The following is a 23,930-nucleotide window of genomic DNA, read 5'->3' on the forward strand; positions in this document are numbered from 1 at the left end:
GTCGAGGTCTACACCAATCGTGACGCTCCTCATAGTCCGATAAGTCGTAAAAGTCTGGCTGGCTGCGTTTTTGGAGCCCGGATGGCGAACGCGGATCGGCGGTGACAGATCGCGTGGGTACTCGGTGAACGCCGGAGATCGCGACTTGTATGGTGAATCCACAGTCATGTGCGTCACAGTGCTCGTCACCATCGTGCGCGCGTGTCACCCCTCGCGATCGGAGAAGTGAATGTCGGACGTCCTCTCGCGGCGCGACCTGGATTTTCTGCTGTACGAGTGGTTGGACGTGGCCGGCCTGACCACTCGTCCCCGCTTCGCCGAACACTCGCGCGAGACCTTCGACGCGGTACTCGACCTCAGCGCAGATATCGCCCGCAAACATTTCGCGCCGCACAACAAGAAGGCCGACACTCACGAACCGACCATGAATCCGGACGGCTCGGTGACGCTGATCCCCGAGGTCAAGGAAGCACTCGACGTATATGCCTCGGCAGGTCTGATCGCCGGGCAGTTCGACGAGTCGATCGGCGGGATGCAGCTGCCTGCGACGGTCTCTCGGGCCGCGATGGCATTCTTCCAGGCTGCCAACGCCGGGACCTCGTCCTACCCGTTCCTCACCATGGCCAACGCCAATTTGATTGCGACGTACGGCACGCCGGATCAGGTACGTGATTACGTGCGGCCCATGCTCGACGGTCGGTGGTTCGGAACGATGTGCCTGTCGGAGCCACAGGCCGGGTCGTCGCTGGCGGACATCACGACCAAAGCGGTACCGCAGGACGACGGCAGCTTTCGTATCACCGGTACCAAGATGTGGATCTCCGGCGGCGATCACGAACTGACCGAGAACATCGTCCACCTGGTGCTCGCGAAGACACCGGGAGGTCCTCCCGGTGTCAAGGGGATCTCGCTGTTCATCGTGCCCAAATTCCTCCCGAACGGCAACGGCGGTGCCGGCGAGCGCAACGACATCGTGTTGACCGGCCTCAATCACAAGATGGGCAACCGCGGCACCACCAATACCCTGCTGGCGTTCGGCGACGGAACCCATTCTCCCGCAGGGCAACCCGGTGCAGTCGGTTTCCTGGTCGCCGAGGAGAACCGCGGACTGTCGTACATGTTCCACATGATGAACGAGGCCCGTATCGGGGTCGGGTTCCTGGCCATCGCGCTCGGGTACGTCGGCTACCTGAAGTCGGTCGAGTACGCGAAGACGCGCACCCAGGGGCGGCCGCTCGGCGCAAAGGATCCAGCAGCACCTCCGGTCGCACTGATCGAACATGCCGATGTTCGCCGAATGTTATTGGCCCAGAAGTCCTATGTCGAAGGTGCGCTCGCGCTCGGACTCTACTGCTCACGTCTGGTCGACCTTCAGGACTCGGCGTCCGACGACGCCGAAGCGGCGCGCTCGACCCTGTTGCTCGACGTCCTGACTCCCATCGCCAAGAGCTGGCCGTCACAGTGGTGCCTCGAGGCCAACAGCTTGGCCATCCAGGTGCACGGCGGCTACGGATACACACGCGACTACGACGTCGAACAGCACTACCGTGACAACCGGCTCAATCCGATTCACGAAGGCACGCACGGTATTCAGGGGTTGGACCTGCTGGGGCGCAAGGTCGTGATGCAGGGCGGCGCGGGATTGGCGCTACTCGGCGAGCAGGTCTCGGAGACAGTCGCGCGGGCTGACGCTGCCGGCGGTGACGCTGCCACCTTCGGCGCGGAACTGCAGATCCAATTCGCGAGAATCGTCGAGGTCACCGCGGCAGTATGGGGGACCGGTGACGCAGCTCTGGCTTTGGCGAACTCCACTGCCTACCTCGAAGCCATGGGGCACATCGTCATCGCCTGGATGTGGCTCGAACAGCTACTGGCCGTCGGCGCGAAGTCCGGAGACTTCTACGACGGAAAGCGTTCTGCAGCGCAGTACTTCTACGTCTACGAGTTGCCGAAGGTGACGGTTCAGCTCGATCTGCTGGCGCGACTGGACCGCACCACCCTCGATATGTCACCCGCCTGGTTCTGACCACGACCTACAAGGAGATTCACGTACATGTCGATCTTGGACAAATTCCGCCTCGACGGTCGAGTCGTCATCGTCACCGGCGCATCCTCCGGCCTGGGTGTTGCCTTCGCGAAAGCAGCGGCCGAGGCCGGGGCGGACGTCGTGCTCGCCGCACGCCGCGTGGACAAGTTGGCGCAGACCGCGAAGCTGATCGACAGTGTCGGAGGACGTTCGATCTCCGTCGCAACCGATGTGGTCGATCCCGACCAGTGCACCGCGATGGTCGAGGCCGCAGTGGCAGAGTTCGGCAAGGTGGACGTGCTGATCAACAACGCTGGAGTCGGCACAGCCTTCCCGGCGACTCGCGAGACTCCCGAGCAGTTTCGCTCGGTGATCGACATCAACCTGAACGGGTCCTACTGGGCAGCCCAGGCGTGCGGACGGGTAATGGCACCAGGCAGTTCGATCGTGAACATCTCCAGCGTGCTCGGGCTGACCACTGCGGGCCTACCGCAGGCCGCCTACAGCGCAAGCAAGGCCGCCATCGTCGGGCTGACCCGCGACCTCGCGCAGCAGTGGGGCGCGCGAAAGGGGATCAGGGTCAACGCGATTGCGCCGGGCTTCTTCCAGAGCGAGATGACCGACTCCTACCAGCCCGGGTACCTCGATTCGATGGCTCCTCGAATGATCCTGGGCCGCAAGGGTGACCCCGAGGAACTGGCCGCTACCGCGATCTGGCTCGCCTCCGACGCCGGGGGATACGTGACGGGTCAGACCATCGCGGTCGACGGTGGAGTCACGATCACCTGACGGCTGCTACGGCGCTGTCGTCACTGCAATTCCCTCGCGGATGAGTCTGCGCGCAACCACCAGCGCATCGTCGAGGTCGAGGCCCGGCATCGAATCGAGGCGGCACGGAGCGCCCTTCATCAGGCTCTCGATCGCGTCGGCGCATTGAGACGGCAGCGTGACCGTTTTGTTCCGAAGCACCATCGAGACGCCGTCCTTCGTGTGCGCGATCCGCGCGAAGATGCCGGGCCGCAATCGAATCGAATCCTCGCCCCGTAACGCACCCATCGCGGCGACGCTCGTCAGCGGGCGCACCGGTTCCGGTCGCACGAGGTCGTCGTGACGATCTGCGACGCGTTCGGCGAGTCGGCGTACTGCGTCGGGGTCTCGGTCGATCTCGTCGAGCGCGGCGCGCATCGCGTCGACAACTCGGTGTACGTGCGGAACGATGGAATTCGGGTCGGAGTGGTCGAGGCCGGCGGGGAGGGGAGCACGCAGACTCTCGACGTCGCCGAGCGCTTTCAGCACGTGGTGGGCGAGGTCGTAGTCGTTGTACGACGCGACGCCGATGGTCAGGTGCACGGTGGTGTCGCCGAGCGCTTGCGCCGAGTGGATCCACCCGCGCGGTAGGTAGAGCACGTCGCCGGGCTCGAGGACGATGTCCAGTTCGGGAGTGTTCGATGCGTGGTCTTCGACGGCCGACCGTCGGTCCGACCACGGTTGATTGTTGAGTGGATGCACGTGCACCGGCGAGTGAATGCTCCACCGCTTGGTGCCTGCGATCTGCACGACGAACACATCGTGTACGTCGTAGTGCGGCGAAAAGCCTTGCGACGCAGCCGGTGTGACATACGAATTGACCTGCACCGGATGGCCCAGCTCGCGAACGAGGTCACCGACGAAATGAATCAGCGGGGGCCACAGTCGATGCAGGCCCTGAAGTACCAGCGTATTTCCGGCCGCGAAGGCCGCCAGCACCGCTGCGGAGTCGACCTGGTCCTTCACCTCGGCACCGAAACCGCCGGACGACGTGAACTGCGACTTGTCCAGCAGGCGGCCGTCTTTGGCCATTCGCACGAACGGAGTGCGTACTCCGCGTTCGGAGATCAGCTCGTCGACCGCATCGAGCGTCATCAAATCGTCGAACGAGTCCGAGAGATCAGCGGATCTGGTCAGCTTGGGAGCAACGCCCCAGAACCGATCCGAGAACGTCCCGAGGTCGATACCGGTGAGACGACGGAGCGCGGACCGGTGACCCGATCCGCGCTCGCCGCTCAGCTCAGTGCTCAAGCGGTGCCGTCCGCACCGCCGTCGTGCCCGTTGGGGTTGGATCCGCCGTCGGCCGGGCCTTCGCCTGCTCCGGCGGGGCCGTCTGCTCCGCCGTCATGGCCGTCGGGGTTGGATCCGCCGTCGGCCGGGCCTTCGCCTGCTCCGGCGGGGCCGTCTGCTCCACCGTCGTGACCGCCCGGGTTGGATCCGCCGTCAGCAGGCCCTTCGCCTGCGGCTCCGCCCGTGGTGGTGATGTCGTCGTCGTTGATGCTCATCGAGATCCTTCCGGTCGTGGAGGTTCGTGTGCCCGCGCGGCGCGAGAACATCGGGGGTATTGACGCGAACGAAGTTTTTCAAACAGCAGTGATGTGGAAATTTCAGTCGGAGTCTTCGGCGATCTCGGGCGCATTCTCACGTGTCGCCATCCCGCCGCCGCCCCCGCCGTCCACGGGTCCGGGTCGCCCACCCTTCGGCGAATCCGACGTGGTCGATTCCTTGTTGTCGGTCGGTGTCTCGTCGCCGGCGTTCTCTGTGCGTCCCATGGTTCGACAGTAGACCGGGAATTCGACCGTGGGACCATGGAACGATGGATCGATCACCGGCGCAGCACGTGGTGCTGCTCGACGACGAAGGCCGCGCCGTCGGCACACAGGACAAGACGACCGTGCACACGCTGCAGACGCCGCTGCATCTGGCGTTCTCCAGCTATGTGGTCGGATCGGACGGGGCGGTACTGCTCACGCGGCGAGCGTCGAGCAAGACGACCTGGCCCGGCGTGCTGACCAACACGTGTTGTGGTCACCCAGCCCCCGGCGAAGACCTCGCCGATGCGGTGCTGCGCCGGATCGGCGAAGAGTTGGGGCTCCGCGCACGCTCGGCCGAACTGGTTCTCCCGCACTTTCGATACCGGGCCGTCATGGACAACGGCATCGTGGAGAACGAGATCTGTCCCGTGTACCGCGTGCGGGTGGACGAGAGCGCGACGCTCGACCCCGACCCACTCGAGGTGGAGGAGACCCGGTGGGTGTCGTGGTCGGAATTCTCTGCCGGCGTGCTCGACGGAACCGTCGACGTATCACCCTGGTGTCGAACACAGGTGGAACAATTGACGATTCTTGCCGACGACCCGCTCGGCTGGCCGGTTGCCGCCGACGACCTGCTTCCGCCCGCCGCCCGCCGACATCGCCCGCCGACATCGCCGGGCCTCTAGTGTTCGTGCTGTGAGTGACGATACTTCCGCAGAGTCGGCCGAGGACCTGCTCGATCGGCATTCCGTTGCGCGCGAACTCGCACGTTTCACCCACCGCACCGCCGAAGCCGACGGCCTGCGCGCCGCTGCGGTGGCCGTCGCTCTCGGCGGAGCGCCGGGGGACCGGCGCATGCTTCTGACGAAGCGGCCGAGTCGATTGCGCGCGCACCCGGGCCAGTACGCCCTGCCGGGCGGCGGCGTGGATCCAGGTGAATCCGCCATGCAGGCGTGCTTACGGGAATTGCACGAGGAGCTGGGCATCAGTGCTGGGTCGGCCGACGTGCTCGGCAGGTTGGACGACTACGTCACCCGATCCGGCTACGTCATCACCCCGTTCGTCGTGTGGGTGGGTGACTACTCGTCCACGTTGCGTCCCAACGAGGACGAGGTATCCGAGGTGTTCGAGGTGACCGTCGACGAACTCGACGTCGATGCGCAGTTCGTATCGATTCCCGAATCGTCCCGCCCGGTGATTCGATGGCCGTACCGAACCGGAGCCATCCATGCTCCGACCGGCGCGATCGTCCATCAATTTCGCGAGGTGGCGATGCACGGTCGACACACCAGAGTCGCGGACTTCGAGCAGCCCGTGTTCGCGTGGCGCTAACGTGGCCGAAGACTCGGCCCGAACGCACGACGAGCAGAAACGACAGGAGGTGATCGTCGGTGACGGACAACCGTGAGCTCGAGGTATCCGATCGCATTGCGACCGTTCCGAACCTGCTCAGCGCCATCCGGCTCGCCGGCGTTCCGCTGTTCCTGTATCTCCTGCTCGGCCCGGAAGCTGACGGGTGGGCACTGGTCATTCTGCTCGTCAGCGGCGGAACCGACTGGCTGGACGGCAAACTCGCTCGCATGCTCGGCCAGGCATCGAAGTTGGGTGCCGTACTCGATCCGTTGGTCGACCGGCTCTACGTCGTCAGTACCCTCGTCGCCTTCGTTCTGCGCGGCATCATTCCGTGGTGGGTGGCAGCGATACTGATCGGGCGAGATGCCGTGCTCGGATTGACGATGTTCGTCTACCGACGTCGATCTCTACCTCCTCCGGACGTCATCTACCTCGGGAAGGCCGCTACCTTCGTCGTCATGATCGCGCTACCGGTGCTGCTGGTCTCCGCAGGCACCAGTTCGGTAGCCGACGCGGCAGGGCCACTCGGGTACGCCCTGCTCATCTGGGGCACCGCGCTGTACACCTGGACCGGTCTGCTGTATCTCGGTAAGGCCATCGCGGTCGCCAGGGCAGTCGATCCGACCGTGGCCGGCACCTGACGGTGGAGCGTGCGGAACCGGCAGGAGTGGAGCCTGCGGAACGACCGGGGTCAGGAGTGGAGCCTGTGGAACGGTCAGCGGCTCGGGTCAGGAGGAATCCTGTCCCGTCGCTGCTGACCTCGTTGCTGACCGACCACCTCGATCCGGGATACGCAGGCGCGGCAGCCGAACGCACAGCGCAACACACACGTAAGCCGCGAGTACCTGCTGCCCTGTGGTTGCTGACCGGTGCCGTCGTGGTGGGTCTGATCTTCGGTGTCGCTCTCTCCCAGTTGGCATCCGGTGCTGCCGAGGTCGATAGCGCAGGTGCCGATGCGTCGGCAGCCGTCCGAGCTGCCCAGGGCCGAAGCGCCGACCTGGAATCGACGAGAGACGAACTGGCCGAGCAGGTGTCGACCGAACGCGATCGAGCCCTGCAGTCCGACGCCGCGGGCAGCGCGCTGCTGGACCGATTGAGTGCCGTCGAATCCGCGGCGGGTATCGACACGGTCTCGGGTCCGGGACTGTCAGTGGTCGTCACGGAGCCGACAGGTGCGAGCGGTTCGTCGGCTCGCACGGGTTCGGGCGCTGCGGTGCTCGATCGAGATATCGCCGCAATTGTCAACTCGCTGTGGGCCAGCGGTGCCGAGGCGGTGTCCGTGGACGGCGTTCGAGTCGGCCCGAACGTGACCATCAGGCAGGCCGGAGGGGCCATGTTGCTGGACAACCGCCCGATCGACTCGCCGTATGACATTCAGGCGATCGGACCCCCGCAACGTATCCAAGTCCAATTCGTCGTCAGCGACGCGTATCTCCGAATGAGCACTGTTGCGCAGTTGTACGGCGTCGGGTTCTCGGTGCGCCCTGCCGATGATCTCGAACTCGGTCCAGCCGCTGTGAGAGAGTCGTTCGAGGCAGAGGAGGCAGGCCCACGATGATGGAGCACGACCCGACGAAGGCCGTACCGGTCGAGCAGGACGGCGAGGCAACCGGCGCCGACACAACTGTGGACACCCCGATCACCACCACTCACGGGGCATACGCCATTGCCGCTCTTGCTGCCCTGATCGCTGGAGTGGTCATCGGTACGGTTGCCGGACCACAGGTGCCTGCAGTCGTCGCGCCTTATCTGCCGATCGCCGTCGTCGCTGCGATCGATGCGGTATTCGGTGGTCTGCGTGCGTTTCTCGACGGAATCTTCGACGCCAAGGTATTCGTCGTCTCGTTCGTCTTCAACGTCCTCGTCGCCGCCTTGATCGTGTGGCTCGGTGATCAGCTCGGTGTGGGAACCCAGCTGTCCACGGCCATCGTCGTCGTTCTGGGAATTCGTATCTTCGGCAATGCGGCGGCGTTGCGCCGCCGTCTGTTCGGTGCTTAGGAGATGACGGCACGAACCGGGCGGCACGGCTGGCGTGCTCGAGCCCTCGATACAGATCGACGCAGGCGCGGAACGGCGTTCGGCATTCTTGCGCTCGCCCTGCTGTGCGTCCTCGGAATCGGTATCGCCACGCAGGTGCGAGAGACGAGTACCTCCGACAATCTGGAGAATTCCCGGCCGGAGGACCTGTTGGTCGTGCTGGACACCCTCACCCGGCGCGAGGCGTCGATTCGCGACGAGATCAGCACACTGCAGGCCACGTTGGCGACTCTGCGCCAGTCCGGCTCGGGATCGGAGGCGGCAGTGGCAGAGGCGCAGGAACGATTGTCCGCGTTGTCGATTCAAGTCGGTACGGTTGCTGCCCAGGGCCCGGGCGTGACCTTGGTCGTCGACGACCCGAATTCGGGCGTCGGGTCCGAGGTGTTGCTCGACGCCATGCAGGAGTTGCGTGCCGCCGGTGCCGAAGCACTCCAGATCGAGGGTGGCGGTAGTGCCGTCCGCATCGGCGTCGATTCGTGGATCGCGGGGCCTGCCGGTCGAGTGGTGGTCGACGGCCGCGAACTGCGAGCCCCGTACACGTTCACGGCAATCGGAGACTCGCCCACGCTGGCGTCGGCGTTGAACATCCCCGGGGGCGTGGTGGACACCGTCACGCGCAACGGGGCGTCCTCGAACATCACGCAGTCGGACCAGGTCACGGTCTCCGCCTTGCGGGATCCGCGCCCGCGTCAATACGCTCAGCCAGGTAACTGACTGCCCGACCGCCCGGGCCACGATCGAAGGGAATGCCGCGTTGAGCGACATCGACACACCAGCTGATCTGTACTACACGCCCGAGCACGAGTGGGTGCAGCGCACAGGCCCGGCGGCAGTGCGAATCGGTATCACCGATTTCGCGCAGTCTCAGCTGGGGGACGTGGTGTTCGTTCAGCTTCCGGCTGTCGGCGACACCGTCACCGCGGGTGAGTCTCTCGGAGAAGTCGAGTCGACCAAGAGTGTGTCCGACGTGTTCAGCCCGTTGACTGCGAAAGTGATTGGCGTGAACCAGGATTTGGACGGCGAACCGGAGAAGGTGAATTCGGGACCGTACACCGGGGGCTGGCTGATCGACCTGGAGGTTTCGTCGCCGGAGGAGTTGGACGCGGCACTGGCGCAGATGCTCGACGCTGCCGGATATGCTCTCATCACGGCCGAGTGATCGGCCGGCTGTCGACACCTGCCAACCGGCCACACGGTCCACACTGCGCAGGGTACGGTCGACACCGAGCGAATACCCTGTCGGGGCGAAGGTCCAGCAAGCTGTACAGACGTAAATAGAACCAGGCGCAACGCAATACCAGATGTGAAGACCATGTACTGCGTTACCCGCGGCGTCTACTGCCCGGGTGAACGGACTGAGAAGGAGTAACGGTGAGCCAGAACGACAACGACAGCAACTACGGGGAGTCGCCGGCAGAGACCACCTCGGTCTTCCGTGCAGATTTCCTCCAGGAGCTGGACAACTCCGCGGCCGCCCAGAGCACCGAAGCTCCGGTCTCGGGTGTCGAGGGGCTGCCTGTCGGTGCCGCTCTGCTCGTCGTCAAGCGCGGCCCCAATGCCGGATCGCGGTTTCTGCTCGACCAGCCGACCACCTCCGCCGGACGGCATCCCGACAGCGACATCTTCCTGGACGACGTCACAGTCAGTCGTCGGCACGCCGAGTTCCGGCAGGACGAGGACGACTTCCAGGTCGTCGACGTCGGCAGCCTCAACGGCACCTACGTCAACCGGGAGCCGGTCGACTCCGCAGTTCTGGCCAACGGCGACGAGGTGCAGATCGGTAAGTTCCGGTTGGTGTTCCTGACCGGGCCGCGGGGCGGCAACGGATCTCAGGTCGGCGACGCGTCTGCGGGTGCAGGAAGCCAGTGACCGCCGTCGGGCAGCAGTCCAACGGGGGGATGTCGATTGGCTCCGTCCTCGATCGACTTCGGCCCGACTTTCCGGATGTGACGATCTCGAAGATCAGATTTCTCGAAGCCGAGGGTCTGATCTCTCCGGAACGTACGCCGTCGGGATACCGGCGGTTTTCCATTGCAGACTGCGAACGGCTCCGATTCGTTCTGACCGCCCAGCGTGACCAGTACCTGCCGCTCAAGGTGATCAAGGAGCAACTCGAAGCTATCGATCACGGTGTTGCGACTGTCGAGCGAGCCGACGCATCGGTCAAACGGCCGCGGTCTCTGACGCTCGCCGCGGGCGAGGTGTCGCCCGAGGAGTTCTTGCCGGACCGAGAGGTGCGGATCAGCAAAGCAGACCTCCTGGCGCAGGCCGGTATCGACGACGCGTTCCTGACCGAGTTGCTGCGGAGCGGGTTGATCACTCCCGGGCAGGCCGGTTTCTACGACGACGGAGCCGTGACGCTTGCACGCACGGCACACGCGATGTTGCAGTTCGGTCTCGAAGTGCGTCATCTGCGTGCCTTCAAACTCGCGGCGGACCGCGAGGCCGGTTTGGTTGCACAGATTGCCGGACCGGTCGCCAAGGGCCGCGACGCCGGCGCGCGTGATCGCGCGGAAGAAATGATTCGGGAGCTCGCGGCGTTGTCGTTGACGTTGCACACCTGTCTGGTCAAAGCGGCGGTGCGCGGTGCACTCGACCGGTAAGGCTCGCTCGCGTCGGATCGACTTCCAATAGACTCGGCTGCGACGAGCTGAACGAGCGAAGTGCAGCCCGGATTTCTCGAGGTGAGAGGCAGACACGATGAGTGAGATGCGTGTGGTCGGTATTCGTGTCGAACAGCCGCAGAATCAGCCCGTGCTGCTGCTGCGTGAGGCCGATGGTGATCGGTACCTGCCGATCTGGATCGGTCAAACCGAGGCTGCTGCAATTGCTTTGGAGCAACAAGGGGTCCAGCCTGCCCGACCGCTCACCCACGATCTCGTCAAGAACCTGATCTCGGCGTTGGGTCGCGAGCTCAAGGAAGTGCGCATCGTGGACCTTCAGGAGGGCACCTTCTACGCCGATCTCGTGTTCGACAAAGACGTCCGAGTTTCTGCTCGTCCGTCGGATTCCGTCGCCATTGCACTGCGAGCCGGGGTACCGATCTTTGCCGAGGAACCCGTGTTGGCCGAGGCCGGCTTGATCATGCCCGACGAGCGTGAGGACGAGGTCGAGAAGTTCAAGGAGTTCCTCGAATCGGTGTCGCCGGACGACTTCAAGGCCACCGACGGGTAACAGAAGAGTCTCAACCTCAACTTTAGGTTCAGGTTTACGGCGCGTTGCGTTGAATCTGCGCGGTTGCCCCCATAACGTTCGTGCCAGTGAAGTTCATCGCCGTCGCTGGTCGGATTCGGTGCAGTTTCGCGCCTCTCGCAGACCTGGCGAGGCGTACTCTGGCCTGGTACACGGTATGACTTCACGCGAGTACACCGAGGCGTTCAGGTGCCCCGGACGGATCGCAGTACTGACTCGATCCGAACGCAGTGAGACATCCGAGAGGGAGCAGTCAGTGGGAGATCAGCCGCAGCAGCATCACGGCAGTCGAGAGTCCGAAGCCGCAGGCCGGACCGAGGACGCGTCCGTCTCCGATGCTCGGGTCGACACCCCCGACCAGGCGTCGAACGGCCGGGTCGACACGCCTCAGGACATTCAGCCGGGATTGTTCCCCGATGATTCGGTGCCGGACGAGCTCGTGGGTTACCGAGTGCCCAGTGCCTGCCAGATCGCCGGCATCACCTACCGTCAGCTCGACTACTGGGCCCGCACCGGGTTGGTCGTCCCGTCCATTCGCGGCGCAGCAGGCTCAGGCAGTCAGCGGCTGTACTCGTTCAAGGACATGCTGGTTCTGAAGATCGTCAAGCGACTGCTCGATACCGGTATCTCGTTGCAGAACATCCGCGTCGCCGTCGATCACCTGCGCCAGCGCGGGGTGGGCGACCTCGCCAACATCACCTTGTTCTCGGACGGCACGACCGTGTACGAGTGCACGTCCGCCGAAGAGGTGGTCGACCTCTTGCAGGGCGGTCAGGGAGTGTTCGGTATCGCCGTGAACGGCGCGATGCGCGAGCTCACCGGCACCATCGCCGACTTCCCGGCCGAACGAGCCGATGGCGGTGAAAGCCAGCCGAGTCCCGAGGACGAGCTGGCCTCACGCCGCAAGAATCGCGCGAGCCGCAAGACCGGCTAGACTTTCCTCGTCGCGCCCGTGCGGGAGAGTTCCGAGGCAGCCAGTCTCGGACGCCGAAGGAGCAATACCTCCCCGTCAATCTCTCAGGCACACGGACCGTGTGGGCTTCGACAACTCTGGAAAGTGGTGGGAGTACCCACCCGCCCAAGGGGAAAGGTGCCGGCGCAGTCGACATGACGCGCCGTGTCCGACCGAATCTCTCAGGCGCACGCGTCAGCGGGCACACGACAGAGGGGGAGGAGCGGCCGGCGCGTATGCCTCGGTCGTCCGACGCCTCGTCTTTCCGGCACCTGGGAGAACATCGTGACCGACCGAACTGCCTCGTCCGCACACACTTTCGTCGATCGACACATCGGGCCCGACGCGACCGAACTGGTTCGCATCCTCCACACCATCGGCGTCGACGACCTGGACGAGCTGGCCCGTAAAGCAGTGCCGTCCTCGATCCTCGACACCGTGGTCGACGGCGTGCCCGACGGATTGGCGACGCTCCCGCAGGCGTTGAGTGAGCACGAGGTACTGGCTGCATTGGCCGACCTCGCCGGCCAGAACACCGTCGCGACGTCCATGATCGGCCTGGGTTACTACGACACACTCACTCCACCGGTGCTGACCCGAGGGATCTTGGAGAACCCGGCCTGGTACACCGCGTACACGCCGTACCAACCCGAAATCAGCCAGGGTCGGCTCGAGGCGTTGCTGAACTTCCAGACCATGGTCTCCGATCTCACGGGCATGGATGTGGCCAATGCGTCGATGCTCGACGAGTCCACTGCGGCAGCCGAATCCATGACTCTGATGCGACGCGCGAACAGAGCGTCGAAGTCGCCCCGGCTGCTCGTCGATTCCGACATCTTCCCGCAGACGGCTGCCGTTCTCGCCACTCGTGCCGAGCCGCTCGGCATCGAGCTGGTGTACGCCGATCTGGCCGACGGCCTGCCGGACGGAGAGTTCTTCGGGGTGTTGACCCAGCTGCCCGGTGCGTCCGGCCGACTGGTCGACCACACAGCCACCATCGAGTCCGCGCACGAGCGGGGTGCGTTGGTGGCCGTGGGCGTGGACCTGCTGGCGGCCACCGTCGTGACTCCGCCCGGTGAGATCGGCGCGGACGTCTGCTTCGGCACCACCCAGAGGTTCGGGGTTCCGATGGGATACGGCGGGCCGCACGCCGGGTACCTGGCGGTGCGTTCCGGTCATTCTCGTCAGCTCCCCGGACGACTCGTCGGGGTTTCGCTCGACGCGGACGGCCACCGGGCCTACCGATTGGCGCTGCAGACCCGCGAGCAGCACATCCGCCGCGAGAAGGCGACGTCGAACATCTGTACCGCTCAGGTCCTGCTGGCCATCGTTGCCGCGATGTACGCCAGTTACCACGGCGCAGACGGGTTGCGCGCCATAGCAACTCGGGTCAACATGCACGCTCGATCCCTGGCTGCCGGCCTGCAGGAGGCAGGCGTCGAGGTGGTGCACACCGACTTCTTCGATACCGTCCTCGTGGCGGTTCCCGGTCGGGCAAAGGCCGTCACCGACGATGCCAAGCAGCGCGGGATCAATGTCAGACTGGTCGATGCCGATCACGTCGCAGTCGCGTGCGACGAGGCGACGTCGTCCGACACGATCGCAGGAGTGCTCGCTGCGTTCGGTGCCGAGCCCGCCGGGTCCGGTGCCGAGTCGGTGCCGGCGAACATGGCTCGCACGTCGGACTACCTCACGCATCCGGCCTTCACTCGGTACCGCACCGAGACGGCGATGCTTCGTTACCTGCGCGCGCTGTCCGACAAGGACATTGCGCTCGACCGGAGCATGATCCCGCTGGGCTCCTGCACGATGAAATTGAACGCTACCGCGGAGATGGAATCGATCACCTGGCCGCAGTTCGCCCGCCAACACCCCTTCGCTCCGTCTTCGGACGTACCCGGCCTGCTGCGCGTGATCGACGACCTCGAACGGTGGCTCGTCGACATCACCGGCTACGACGCAGTGAGTCTGCAGCCGAACGCGGGAAGTCAGGGCGAGTACGCGGGTCTGCTGGCCATTCGTCGGTACCACCTCGCCAACGGCGACGCCGAGCGCGTCGTGTGTCTGATCCCGTCGAGCGCCCACGGCACCAACGCGGCGTCGGCCGTGATGGTGGGCATGCGTGTCGTGGTCGTTGCCTGCCGCCCGAACGGCGACGTCGATGTCGACGACCTGCGCGCCAAGATCGCCGAGCACGCCGACACGCTCGCCGCGATCATGATCACGTACCCCTCCACACACGGCGTCTACGAACACGAGATCTCCGAGATCTGTGCGGCGGTGCACGACGCGGGCGGCCAGGTGTACGTCGACGGTGCCAACCTCAACGCCCTTGTCGGACTCGCACGCCCCGGCCGGTTCGGTGGCGACGTCAGCCACCTGAACCTGCACAAGACGTTCTGCATCCCACACGGTGGCGGCGGGCCAGGAGTGGGACCCATCGGTGTTCGATCGCACCTGCAGCCCCACCTGCCGGGCCATCCGTTTGCCCCGCAGCTCGGTTCGGGACCGACGGTGTCCGGAGCCCCGTACGGCAGCGCTTCGATCCTGACGATCACATGGGCGTACATCGCGATGATGGGCGCGACGGGACTCCGGCAGGCGACGTTGACGGCGATCGCGTCGGCCAACTACATCGCTCGCCGCCTCGACGAGTACTTCCCGGTGCTCTACACCGGTGACAACGGCATGGTCGCCCACGAGTGCATTCTCGATCTGCGAGGTCTGACGAAGGACACCGGCGTCACCGTCGACGATGTGGCGAAGAGACTGGCGGACTACGGATTCCACGCGCCGACGATGAGCTTCCCGGTTCCCGGAACCCTGATGGTGGAGCCCACCGAGAGCGAGAACCTCGAGGAGATCGATGCGTTCTGCGATGCGATGATCGCAATCAGAGCCGAGATCGATCGCGTTGGATCCGGCGAATGGACCGTGGACGACAACCCGCTTCGGGGAGCGCCCCACACTGCCCAGTGTCTGGTAGCGGACTGGGATCACCCGTATTCACGGGAGCTGGCGGCCTACCCTGCCGGTTACGACCGTCCGAAGGTGTGGCCGGCGGTGCGGCGCATCGACGGCGCACACGGCGACCGCAATTTGGTGTGCTCGTGCCCGCCGATCGAGGCGTTCGCCTGATTCGATGGGCCGGTGGTCAGCCCCGCGTGAGTTCGAGCATCGCGATCTCGGGCGGGGCGGCCACCCGCACCGGTGGACCCCACGCGCCGGCACCGCGGGTGGTGTACAGCGTGGTGTTGCCGATCGTGTCCAGCCCTTCGACACTGGGCTGCTGCAGCGGCACCAGATAGCGGATCGGCCAGATCTGGCCACCGTGTGTGTGCCCGGACACCTGCATGTCGACTCCGAAGTCCGATGCCTCCAAGGCTTGCTTCGGTTGATGTGCCATCAGTAGTACGAATCTATCGGAATCGATCCCGTCCAATGCCGCAGCGAGATCGGGTTCGTACGGAGCCGGTGCGGTGGCGTCGTTGATGCCGGCGATATCGATTGCAGCGTCGCCACGAGTGATCGTCGTGCGTTCGTTTCGCAGCACGTCGATGCCGAGCGTGGCCCAGAAGTCGAGCCATTCGCCGCCGTCGCCCGCATAGAACTCGTGATTGCCGCTGACGGCGAACACTCCCAGCGGCGCGTCGAGGTCGCGAAGCGGCTCGAGATCTTCTCCCACCAGAGCAACCGTGCCGTCGATGAGATCGCCGTCGAGTAGCACGACATCGGGATTCTGGGCGTTGACCGAATCGACGACCGTACGAACGAATCCCGCACCGCGGGAGGGACCGGCATGCAGATCCGACACCAACGCCACTCGTACTCCGTCGAATTCGGCCGGCAGCCCGCCCAGCGCAACGGCGGTGTTCGTCACGCGCGGAGTCGCAGCTTCTACGAGTCCGTACCCCACTGCGGCAATGCTGACGAGCGCAGTGATCGCCGAGCCGACCCTCGACACCCGCAACCGTGCAGTGGCCGAATCGCGGCGCATCGTCGCGAAGACAACTCGAACGACTGTGCAGACGAGCCCGACGAGCACCGTTCCGAGGAACAGGTACAGCACGACGGCGAGCCAGGTGAGGCCGACGAACGCCGGACCGCGAGCCCAGGACGGATCGAAGACGACACCGCTGCCGAACCCGATCAGTGCGCACAGCCACAGAAGTAGCAACAGCACATCCGCCGGCCGCTTCAGGCGAGTAGGTGCTCCGGTGACGGACAGGAACCGCCAATGGAGAAAGAGGGTGACGAGTAGCAGGAAGACGCCGACAAAAAGTACACGAGACATGTTCTAGTACAGCAACTTTCCAAGTCGATCGATGAGGTCTGGTGAATCCGATGTCGACACTGCTTCCACGGTTCCGCCGGTCCGGGCGGCAATGTCGTCGAACGAGGAGGCGTCGGGGTTGTCTCCGATACGCACGATGTTCACCGCCACCGGACGCGCCGGGTCGGTCGCGGCGGTCAGGTCGGTGAGCAGTTCCTCCGTGGACAAGGACGAGTCGTCCGGTCCGTCGGTGATCAGCACGACGGAATTGACGCGGCCGGGGACGTAGCCGGCCACGGCGTCGCGATATGCGACCAGTACGGACGCATACGTGAACGATCCGGTTGCCGGCGTCAACGCGGCCGCGGTGGAATCGAGTGCAGCGCGCCTGGGGGTGGTTCCGACCGGAACCGTCATCGGTCCGGTCGGCACGTCCACTCGAAAAGGCAGTGAGTTGTTCAGATTTTCGCTGAAGCTCCACAGACCCAGCTCGGTGGCGTCGGGGACGCGGTCGAACTGCTCGCCCAGGGCGCGAACGGTGTTCTGCAGTCTTGTCGCGCCCCCTTCTGCCGTACCCATCGACTCGGACACGTCGAGCAGAACGGTGGCGCGTCGCGGCAGGACGGGATTGCGCAGCACGGCGAGCAATGCATCGGCAACCGGTCCCGACGGTGGGGCGACGACCCCGGCGGACTCGGCTTCGTCTACGTCGAACCCAGCGTCTCGGAGTGTCTGCGCGCCGTCTGCCTGACGGACGAACTCGACGAACGTACTTGCGGCGCGGGTGGACGTCTCGTCGCCGGTGAGGACGACGGCTGGATGATCGGCGACAGGCGTCGGACCCTGCGGTCTGACCGCGATCAATGTCGACGAATCGGTCGACGCCAGTTGCTGTTCGGTCACCGGAACTGCATGAACAGGGGCCTGCGGGCCCGCGGCGTTCTCGAGGCCGGCCAGGGCGTCGTACGTCGTCGACGTGGACAGCGCGGCAGTGTTCGTATCGGTGAAAGCCAGCTCCGACATCGCCGAAATCAGCTCCCTCGACGAGACCTGCTCGACGGTCAGCGGCGTGGTCGGGTCGCCCCGTACGCCGGCTGCGATCGCAGCCACCGCGAGAGTGGTTGCACCGGTGTCGGAACCCGTCGGGACAGCGAGACGGAGCCCGCCCCATTCACCCAATCCGAGAGCCTGTGGGTCGCGTTGCAGCCGGACCAGGTCGGCCCAGCTCGAGCCCGCAGCGGTCACGGCGTCGGCGACGGCGGTCGGTGCCGCGAGTACCACCGGGCTCGACGCCAGCGACCGTGGAGTGCCGTCGACGGATCCGCGCGCGGTCACGGCCTCGACGTCGGCCGTGGACTGAGGTATCCACAGGCCCGGTCGGTCGCCGAGCGCACCGGCATCCCACGAGTCGATACCGGAGTTCAGAGCGGACCGCACCACGTCCGAGGCCGTCGCTCGAACCTGCACTGTCACACAGTGATCCCGTACCACCGGAGCGGTGTCGTTGAACCGCTCGGCCACCTGTTCGACCGGACCGGATATGTCGGGATCGGCGGCCACAGTGAGCACCGCCGACCCCTCCACACACTGGCTCGCAGCTTCGACCCCTTGATCGGAAATCCGATCTCGCAGCTGAAACCAACCGAACACGGCCGCAACGATCAACGCGATCGCGATCACGACGACCACGGGTCCGGCGGCTATGGACCTCCCGCGCCCTGTGTTCCGATGTTCACCCACGAGCTCGACAAGTCCGTCAGGCGTTGACGGCCTTGTACTCCCGTCGGCGGCGGTGCAGGATCGGCTCGGTGTAGCCGTTGGGCTGGCTGGTGCCCTGGAAGATCAGGTCGCTGGCGGCCTGAAATGCGATGTTCGAGTCGAAGTCGGGAGCCAACGGCTTGTACGTCGGATCCGATTCGTTCTGACGGTCCACCACCGGGGCCATCCGCTGCAGCGACTCGCGCACCTGCTCTTCGGTGACGATGCCGTGCCGCAGCCAGTTGGCGATGAACTGGCTCGAAATGCGAAGCGTCGCACGGTCTTCCATGAGCGCGATGTCGTTGATGTCGGGAACCTTGGAGCACCCGACGCCGTGATCGATCCACCGCACGACGTAGCCCAGAATCGACTGCGAATTGTTGTCGAGTTCGTTCTGCTTCTCTTCGTCGGTCCAGTCGGTGGACGGAGCCAGCGGAATCTCGAGAATGTCGTCGACCGAGGCGCGCTTGGCCTGAGCGATCTCGTGCTGACGAGCGAACACGTCGATCTTGTGGTAGTGCAGGGCGTGCAGGGTTGCCGCGGTGGGGGAGGGAACCCATGCGGTGTTGGCCCCGGCCTTGGGGTGACCGATCTTCTGTTCGAGCATGTCGTGCATCAGATCCGGCATGGCCCACATGCCCTTACCGATCTGCGCCTTGCCTTCGAGGCCGGCAGCCAGTCCGGTGTCGACGTTGAAGTCCTCGTAGGCGGCAATCCATTTCTCGCCCTTCATCGCACCCTTGCGGACGACCGGACCTGCCTCCATCGAGGTGTGGATCTCGTCGCCGGTGCGGTCGAGGAATCCGGTGTTGATGAACACGACGCGCTCGGACGCCGCCTGGATGCACGCTTTCAGATTGACCGTCGTGCGGCGTTCCTCGTCCATGATGCCGACCTTGAGCGTGTTGTCCGGCAGTCCCAGAACCTGCTCGACACGGCCGAACAGCTCCGCAGTGAAGGCGACCTCGTCCGGTCCGTGCATCTTCGGCTTCACGATGTACAGCGAACCCGTGCGCGAGTTGGACAGGACGTTGTCCTCGGTCAGCGAATGCAGACCCGCGAGCGAGGTGAACAGCGCGTCGAGAATGCCCTCGGGGACCTCGTTGCCGTCGGCGTCGAGGATCGCGTCGGAGGTCATCAGATGACCGACGTTGCGGACGAACAACAGCGAGCGTCCGTGCAGCGTCAGTTCGGAACCGTCGACCGAGGTGTAGGTGCGGTCCTTGTTCAGCGCGCGAGTGAAAGTCTTGCCGCCCTTGGAGACCTCTTCGGTGAGATCGCCCTTCATCAGTCCGAGCCAGTTGCGGTAACCCAGAACCTTGTCGTCGGCGTCGACTGCTGCGACCGAATCCTCGAAGTCCATGATCGTGGTGACCGCAGACTCGAGGAGCACGTCCTTGACGCCCGCTCCGTCGGTCTTGCCGATCGGGCTCTCGGGGTCGATCTGGATCTCGAAATGCAATCCGTTGTGCACGAACAGAATTGCGGTCGGCGCGTCGGCTGTGCCCTGGTATCCCAGCAGCTGTGCCGGCTCCTTCAGACCCACTGTGCTGCCATCGGCAAGCGTCACCGTCAACGAGGCGGCGTCGACGACGTAGCCGGTGGTGCCGACGTGCGAGCCGGAGCTCAACGGCAGCGCCTCGTCCAGGAAGTCTCGAGCGAAGGCGATCACCTTGTCGCCGCGAACCTTGTTGTAGCTCGATCCCTTCTCGGCACCGTCTGCCTCGGGAATGGCGTCGGTTCCGTAGAGGGCGTCGTAGAGCGATCCCCATCGCGCGTTGGACGCGTTGATCGCGAACCGGGCATTGAGCACCGGCACCACGAGCTGGGGACCGGCTGTGGTGGTGATCTCGGTGTCCACACCAGCCGTGCTGATCTGGAAGTCCGCCGGCTCGTCCAACAGGTAGCCGATCTCTTTCAGAAAGGCCTTGTAGGCGGCGCGGTCGTAGTTCGGGCCCGCGTGTTCGCCGTGCCAGGCGTCGACCTTGCCCTGGATCTCGTCGCGAACGGCCAGCAGAGACTTGTTCTTGGGAGCGAGATCGGCGATCACCGACGCGGCACCGGACCAGAAGGCATCGGAATCTACACCGGTACCCGGCAGCGCCTCCTTCTCGACGAAATCGAATAGGACCTTGGCGACCTGAAGTCCACCAGCCTGCACACGATCGGTCATGAATCCCTCACTCTTTCCGGTCTCGGACACCGAAGACGGTGTCCCCACGACAACGATGTCGATGTTACTCGGCAGTAAGTCCGTCGCCGAACTCGCCGCCGATCAGTAAATTCTGGCATCGAGCCATCAACGCCGAGCGTAGAGGTGCCGCTTCGGTGGACAGTTCCCCCTGCGCGCGCACATACTCTGCTCGACCGGCCGCGGTCTCGATTCGAATGGGTTCGAGGTCGTAGTCGCTCAGATCGTAGGGACTCGCCCGCATATCGATCGTGCGCGCGTGCAGCGCCAGCTCGAAACAGTCGGTCAGAAACTCCGAATCGATCAACGGCCCCAGCTTGTAGCACCACTTGTACAGATCCATGGAGGCGTGAATGCACCCGGGCTGCTCGGACCCCATGCGCGACTCCGGGGAGAGCGTCAGCGCGTTGCGCGGTGCGGCGTCGGGGGTGAAGAACCGGAAGGCGTCGTAGTGGGTGCACCGCAACGACATCGAATCGACCACAGCATCGGTTCCGTCACGACCGAGGCGCAGTGGAACCTGCTCGTGCCGCTGGGCCGAGATTCCTCCGCGGTAGACCATCGCCCACTCGTGCAGGCCGAAGCAGCCGAGCAGGGGTGCTCGCTCAGCGGTGGCGGTCAGCAGTCCCAGGATGAATTCGATACTCGCGCGACGGCGCTCGACGAGATCGGACCGCACCCGGTAACCGACGCCCCGGTCGGTCTGTACCTGTTCGTAGGACGCGAACTCGGCATATTCGCGTGCACGTTCACCGGTCAGGACGATGCCGTGACCCGGATTCCACCGGCGTAGTTGACCAGGGCGGTGACTGTAATACGTGAACAGGAAATCCAGCACCGGATGGGTGTTGCCACGTCCTCGGTCGGTCAGATAATCACCGACGAGATGCTCGACCCGCGCCGCGTGCGCAGCCCGTCTGGTGGTCCACTCCGCTTCGGTCATCGACGCCGGGACGGACATCTACGCGTTCCGTGGGGGAGTGCTCGACGAGCTCGATGCAGATTGACCCGGCCGAGGACCGGCCACGCGGTGCGTGCCGTCTCGAACGGTACCGACGAACTCCTCGACCAAATCTTCCAGTGCGACGATCCCGACCGTGGCCCCCGTCGCGTCGTGCACGGCTCCGAGGTGGCTGCTGGCGCGTCGCAACTTGGTCAGTGCATCGTCGAGCACCGTGTCGATGGAGACGACGGGCAGTGCTCGAACGTCGCTCCGTGGGATGACCGTGTCCGGTCCGGCCGATTCGTCGGCCATGTCGTCGAGAACGTCCTTGAGGTGCAGATAGCCGACCAGCGCGCCGGCTGCGTCGCGGACCGGGTAGCGCGAGAAACCGGTCTCGATGACGGCGCGTTCGACCGAGCCCAATGTGGGTCCGAGAGTGTGATCGGGCCCGGACAACTCGATGCTGCGAACCTGGTGGGAAGGGATCAACACCTCGCCGACCGTCCGACCGGACGTCTCGAGAGCCTGCCGCAGTCTTCGGTGCTCCTCGGCGTCGATCAGTCCCTCGGACCGTGATTCGCCGATCATCTGCGACAACTCCACCGCCGAGACCGAAGAACTCAGCTCGTCCTTGGGTTCGATACGCAGCATCCGGAGTGTCAGGTTGGCGCACAGGTTGTAGAACGAGATCAGCGGCAGCGCGACCTTGATGAACACGAGGTGGATCGGCACCAGAATCATGGCGGTGCTCTCCGGACCCGCGATCGCGATGTTCTTGGGAACCATCTCGCCGACCAGGATGTGCAGGACGACCACAAGAGTCAACGCGATGGCGAAGGCGATCGGGTGCAGGAACGACTCGGGGATTCCGACGGCGTCGAGGGGGACCTCGATCAGGTGCGCCACCGCCGGCTCGGCTACCCGGCCCAGGAGAATCGAGCAGATCGTGATGCCGAGCTGGGCAGCGGCGAGCATCTGCGACAGATTCTGACCGGCCTCGATGACACTCTGTGCGCGTTTCTTCCCCTGCGCGAGCAGCGCTTCGAGTCGATCGCGCCGAGCGGAGATCAAAGCGAACTCGGCGCCGACGAAGAATGCATTTCCGGCCAGCAGGAGAACGGCGAGACCGACTCCGAACAGGTCACCCATCGATCTCTCCCTCCGATCTCATTCGAGCCACCGTTGCGGCGTCGACGGGCAACAGCAACACCCGATCTATCCGACGACCGTCCATCCGTATCACCCGTGCCACCCAGCCGCCGTCTCCGTCGAGCGGATCCTCGCTCGCCGGCGGCGGGAGGAGAACCGCGTCCCCCTCGCTCGGGATACGTGCCAACTCGGACAGAACCAGACCACCGATGGTTTCGTACTCGCCCTCCGGGGCGGAATAGCCTGTGGCCGACGCCACTTCGTCGATACGCAGGAGGCCGGCGCAGTCCCAGCCCTCGCCGGAACGCGAGACATCGAGTTCCGGCTCGTCGTGTTCGTCGCGTACGTCACCGACGATCTCCTCGATGAGATCTTCCATCGTCACCATGCCTGCGGTACCGCCGTACTCGTCGACGACGAGCGCCACCTGCATGCCGTCGGCCCGTACCCGTTCCATCACCGCGTCGCCGTCGAGGCTCGACGGTACGACGGGGACATCGCGTGCCAGGGACTCGACCGTTGTCGTACGACGAAGCGCTCCGGCGACGGTGAACGCATGCTTGATGTGGACGACGCCGACGGTGTCGTCCAGATCGCCGTCGACCACCGGGAAGCGTGAAAAGCCGGTGCGCGCCGCAGTTTCGATCAGATCGGCCACGGTCGAGTCTGTGGCGAGCGTCTCGATCTTGACTCGTGGTGTCATCAGCTCCTCGGCTGTGCGATCGCCGAACTGCAACGACCGATCCACCAGTCGAGCCGTGTTCTCGTCGATCGATCCCTGCCGTGCGGACGTGCGCACGAGCGAACCCAGCTCCTGTGGCGACCGAGCCGATCTGAGTTCCTCGGCCGGCTCGATTCCGAGCCGTCGAACGAGCCAGTTGGCAGATCCGTTGAGCCCGTTGATCGCCCACTTGAAGATCAGCGAGAACCCTGCCATGGCGCCTGCGGTGACGCGGGCCGTCGACATCGGTTTCGCGATCGCAATGTTCTTCGGGACCAGCTCACCGAAGATCATCGAGAACGAGGTGGCCAAGATCAGTGCCACGGCAAGTGAGATGCCCGACGCGAGCGTCTCGGACGCGCCGAGCGCATCGGCCACCGGCCGAATGAAGCCGGCCAACACCGGTTCGGCGAGATAACCGGTGATCAGAGTTGTGATGGTGATGCCCAGTTGAGCACCGGAGAGTTGGAACGACAGGGTCTTGTGGGCGTGCAGAACCTGGCGCGAGCGCATGTCGCCGTTCTCGGCCTGAGACTCGACCGCACTGCGTTCCAAGGCAGTGAGGGAGAACTCGGCTGCGACGAACAAGGCGGTACCGGCCGTCAGCGCAACGAAGCCGAGAAGGCTGACGATGGTGAGAAGAGTCGCCATGTCTCAACTCCGTCCGAGCCGGGGCCGTCGAAGCTGAGACAGGAGCATCGCGCCGCCGGACTGCGCGCGGCCGCTGAAATCGGTGTCGCCGGGTTTCTCTCCCGGCTCGATAGAGGATCCCTC

At 64.9% G+C, this 23,930-nt stretch carries 23 protein-coding genes and 1 riboswitch; of the genes, 14 read left to right on the plus strand and 9 right to left on the minus strand.

Annotated features, from left to right (window positions below; genetic code table 11):
- Window positions 1-229: 229 nt before the first annotated feature.
- Window positions 230-2,026 (plus strand): acyl-CoA dehydrogenase, encoded by a 1,797-nt coding sequence (locus tag BH93_RS13105; protein WP_037173651.1) that lies wholly within the window; start codon window positions 230-232, stop codon window positions 2,024-2,026.
- A 27-nt stretch (window positions 2,027-2,053) separates the two neighbouring features.
- Entirely contained in the window at window positions 2,054-2,815 is a 762-nt protein-coding gene (locus BH93_RS13110) for an SDR family NAD(P)-dependent oxidoreductase (protein ID WP_037173652.1), read from the plus strand.
- 6 nt (window positions 2,816-2,821) lie between these two features.
- On the opposite strand, the gene BH93_RS13115 is transcribed toward BH93_RS13110, so the two are convergent.
- The 3 genes from BH93_RS13115 to BH93_RS13125 all read right to left on the minus strand — a co-directional run bounded on the left by BH93_RS13115 (window position 2,822) and on the right by BH93_RS13125 (window position 4,605).
- Window positions 2,822-4,084: a cupin domain-containing protein gene (locus tag BH93_RS13115; RefSeq protein WP_080739027.1), complete on the minus strand. Its 1,263-nt coding sequence runs from the start codon at window positions 4,082-4,084 to the stop codon at window positions 2,822-2,824.
- A complete protein-coding gene (locus tag BH93_RS13120; protein WP_032398144.1) occupies window positions 4,081-4,338 on the minus strand; it encodes a hypothetical protein in 258 nt (85 codons plus the stop codon). The genes BH93_RS13115 and BH93_RS13120 overlap by 4 nt, the downstream gene beginning before the upstream one ends.
- Before the next feature lie 102 nt (window positions 4,339-4,440).
- A complete protein-coding gene (locus BH93_RS13125; RefSeq protein WP_165430220.1) occupies window positions 4,441-4,605 on the minus strand; it encodes a hypothetical protein in 165 nt (54 codons plus the stop codon).
- 44 nt (window positions 4,606-4,649) lie between these two features.
- Here BH93_RS13125 and idi point away from each other — a divergent pair, with 44 nt between their 5' ends.
- The 12 genes from idi to gcvP all read left to right on the plus strand — a co-directional run bounded on the left by idi (window position 4,650) and on the right by gcvP (window position 15,259).
- Window positions 4,650-5,273, plus strand: a complete 624-nt coding sequence (gene idi, locus BH93_RS13130) for an isopentenyl-diphosphate Delta-isomerase (RefSeq protein ID WP_037173656.1) — start codon at window positions 4,650-4,652, stop codon at window positions 5,271-5,273.
- Between the two features lie 10 nt (window positions 5,274-5,283).
- Window positions 5,284-5,919, plus strand: a complete 636-nt coding sequence (locus tag BH93_RS13135; RefSeq protein WP_155290939.1) for an NUDIX hydrolase — start codon at window positions 5,284-5,286, stop codon at window positions 5,917-5,919.
- A 59-nt stretch (window positions 5,920-5,978) separates the two neighbouring features.
- Window positions 5,979-6,581: a CDP-alcohol phosphatidyltransferase family protein gene (locus tag BH93_RS13140; protein WP_032403481.1), complete on the plus strand. Its 603-nt coding sequence runs from the start codon at window positions 5,979-5,981 to the stop codon at window positions 6,579-6,581.
- A 65-nt stretch (window positions 6,582-6,646) separates the two neighbouring features.
- On the plus strand, window positions 6,647-7,498 hold the full coding sequence (locus tag BH93_RS13145) for a DUF881 domain-containing protein (protein WP_037173658.1): 852 nt from the start codon (window positions 6,647-6,649) through the stop codon (window positions 7,496-7,498).
- Window positions 7,498-7,938: a small basic family protein gene (locus tag BH93_RS13150; protein WP_371832100.1), complete on the plus strand. Its 441-nt coding sequence runs from the start codon at window positions 7,498-7,500 to the stop codon at window positions 7,936-7,938. Before BH93_RS13145 ends, BH93_RS13150 begins: the two co-directional genes overlap by 1 nt.
- Before the next feature lie 3 nt (window positions 7,939-7,941).
- Window positions 7,942-8,691, plus strand: a complete 750-nt coding sequence (locus BH93_RS13155; protein ID WP_037173659.1) for a DUF881 domain-containing protein — start codon at window positions 7,942-7,944, stop codon at window positions 8,689-8,691.
- 40 nt (window positions 8,692-8,731) lie between these two features.
- Entirely contained in the window at window positions 8,732-9,136 is a 405-nt protein-coding gene (gene gcvH, locus BH93_RS13160; protein ID WP_032377956.1) for a glycine cleavage system protein GcvH, read from the plus strand.
- A 212-nt stretch (window positions 9,137-9,348) separates the two neighbouring features.
- Window positions 9,349-9,846, plus strand: coding sequence for an oxoglutarate dehydrogenase inhibitor Odhl (odhI, locus tag BH93_RS13165; RefSeq protein WP_032377955.1), 498 nt, complete (start codon window positions 9,349-9,351; stop codon window positions 9,844-9,846).
- Window positions 9,843-10,580, plus strand: coding sequence for a transcriptional regulator FtsR (gene ftsR / locus BH93_RS13170; RefSeq protein WP_032377954.1), 738 nt, complete (start codon window positions 9,843-9,845; stop codon window positions 10,578-10,580). The genes odhI and ftsR overlap by 4 nt, the downstream gene beginning before the upstream one ends.
- Before the next feature lie 97 nt (window positions 10,581-10,677).
- Window positions 10,678-11,151, plus strand: a complete 474-nt coding sequence (locus tag BH93_RS13175; RefSeq protein ID WP_032377953.1) for a bifunctional nuclease family protein — start codon at window positions 10,678-10,680, stop codon at window positions 11,149-11,151.
- A gap of 412 nt (window positions 11,152-11,563) precedes the next feature.
- Window positions 11,564-12,103, plus strand: coding sequence for a MerR family transcriptional regulator (locus tag BH93_RS13180; RefSeq protein WP_157226114.1), 540 nt, complete (start codon window positions 11,564-11,566; stop codon window positions 12,101-12,103).
- 11 nt (window positions 12,104-12,114) lie between these two features.
- A riboswitch (glycine riboswitch) is annotated at window positions 12,115-12,212 on the plus strand.
- 194 nt (window positions 12,213-12,406) lie between these two features.
- A complete protein-coding gene (gene gcvP, locus BH93_RS13185; protein WP_037173661.1) occupies window positions 12,407-15,259 on the plus strand; it encodes an aminomethyl-transferring glycine dehydrogenase in 2,853 nt (950 codons plus the stop codon).
- Window positions 15,260-15,275: 16 nt separating this feature from the next.
- On the opposite strand, the gene BH93_RS13190 is transcribed toward gcvP, so the two are convergent.
- The 6 genes from BH93_RS13190 to BH93_RS13215 all read right to left on the minus strand — a co-directional run bounded on the left by BH93_RS13190 (window position 15,276) and on the right by BH93_RS13215 (window position 23,807).
- The gene (locus tag BH93_RS13190; protein WP_037173664.1) at window positions 15,276-16,415 is read right to left on the minus strand and encodes a metallophosphoesterase; all 1,140 of its coding nucleotides are present in this window, start codon (window positions 16,413-16,415) and stop codon (window positions 15,276-15,278) included.
- A gap of 3 nt (window positions 16,416-16,418) precedes the next feature.
- Window positions 16,419-18,083 (minus strand): substrate-binding domain-containing protein, encoded by a 1,665-nt coding sequence (locus BH93_RS13195; protein ID WP_052065070.1) that lies wholly within the window; start codon window positions 18,081-18,083, stop codon window positions 16,419-16,421.
- Window positions 18,084-18,150: 67 nt separating this feature from the next.
- Window positions 18,151-20,325 (minus strand): malate synthase G, encoded by a 2,175-nt coding sequence (locus tag BH93_RS13200; protein ID WP_037174232.1) that lies wholly within the window; start codon window positions 20,323-20,325, stop codon window positions 18,151-18,153.
- Between the two features lie 64 nt (window positions 20,326-20,389).
- Window positions 20,390-21,304 carry a hypothetical protein gene (locus tag BH93_RS13205; protein ID WP_037173666.1) on the minus strand — a complete coding sequence of 305 codons (915 nt, stop codon included), beginning with the start codon at window positions 21,302-21,304 and terminating at the stop codon, window positions 20,390-20,392.
- The gene (locus BH93_RS13210; protein WP_032403473.1) at window positions 21,305-22,435 is read right to left on the minus strand and encodes a hemolysin family protein; all 1,131 of its coding nucleotides are present in this window, start codon (window positions 22,433-22,435) and stop codon (window positions 21,305-21,307) included.
- Window positions 22,428-23,807: a hemolysin family protein gene (locus BH93_RS13215; RefSeq protein ID WP_037150354.1), complete on the minus strand. Its 1,380-nt coding sequence runs from the start codon at window positions 23,805-23,807 to the stop codon at window positions 22,428-22,430. The genes BH93_RS13210 and BH93_RS13215 overlap by 8 nt, the downstream gene beginning before the upstream one ends.
- Window positions 23,808-23,930: the final 123 nt, after the last annotated feature.

The organism is Rhodococcoides fascians A25f (assembly GCF_000760935.2).
In the GTDB taxonomy this organism is placed as follows: domain Bacteria; phylum Actinomycetota; class Actinomycetes; order Mycobacteriales; family Mycobacteriaceae; genus Rhodococcoides.

What these genes read in the sequence shown, in the direction of transcription:
- BH93_RS13190 (WP_037173664.1), bottom strand. Translation starts at nt 16,415, where the DNA reads ATGTCTCGTGTACTTTTTGTCGGCGTCTTCCTGCTACTCGTCACCCTC.
- BH93_RS13205 (WP_037173666.1), bottom strand. Translation starts at nt 21,304, where the DNA reads ATGTCCGTCCCGGCGTCGATGACCGAAGCGGAGTGGACCACCAGACGG.
- BH93_RS13215 (WP_037150354.1), bottom strand. Translation starts at nt 23,807, where the DNA reads ATGGCGACTCTTCTCACCATCGTCAGCCTTCTCGGCTTCGTTGCGCTG.
- BH93_RS13210 (WP_032403473.1), bottom strand. Translation starts at nt 22,435, where the DNA reads ATGGGTGACCTGTTCGGAGTCGGTCTCGCCGTTCTCCTGCTGGCCGGA.
- BH93_RS13155 (WP_037173659.1), top strand. Translation starts at nt 7,942, where the DNA reads ATGACGGCACGAACCGGGCGGCACGGCTGGCGTGCTCGAGCCCTCGAT.
- BH93_RS13175 (WP_032377953.1), top strand. Translation starts at nt 10,678, where the DNA reads ATGAGTGAGATGCGTGTGGTCGGTATTCGTGTCGAACAGCCGCAGAAT.
- BH93_RS13105 (WP_037173651.1), top strand. Translation starts at nt 230, where the DNA reads ATGTCGGACGTCCTCTCGCGGCGCGACCTGGATTTTCTGCTGTACGAG.
- BH93_RS13200 (WP_037174232.1), bottom strand. Translation starts at nt 20,325, where the DNA reads ATGACCGATCGTGTGCAGGCTGGTGGACTTCAGGTCGCCAAGGTCCTA.
- BH93_RS13125 (WP_165430220.1), bottom strand. Translation starts at nt 4,605, where the DNA reads ATGGGACGCACAGAGAACGCCGGCGACGAGACACCGACCGACAACAAG.
- BH93_RS13120 (WP_032398144.1), bottom strand. Translation starts at nt 4,338, where the DNA reads ATGAGCATCAACGACGACGACATCACCACCACGGGCGGAGCCGCAGGC.
- BH93_RS13150 (WP_371832100.1), top strand. Translation starts at nt 7,498, where the DNA reads ATGGAGCACGACCCGACGAAGGCCGTACCGGTCGAGCAGGACGGCGAG.
- idi (WP_037173656.1), top strand. Translation starts at nt 4,650, where the DNA reads ATGGATCGATCACCGGCGCAGCACGTGGTGCTGCTCGACGACGAAGGC.
- BH93_RS13110 (WP_037173652.1), top strand. Translation starts at nt 2,054, where the DNA reads ATGTCGATCTTGGACAAATTCCGCCTCGACGGTCGAGTCGTCATCGTC.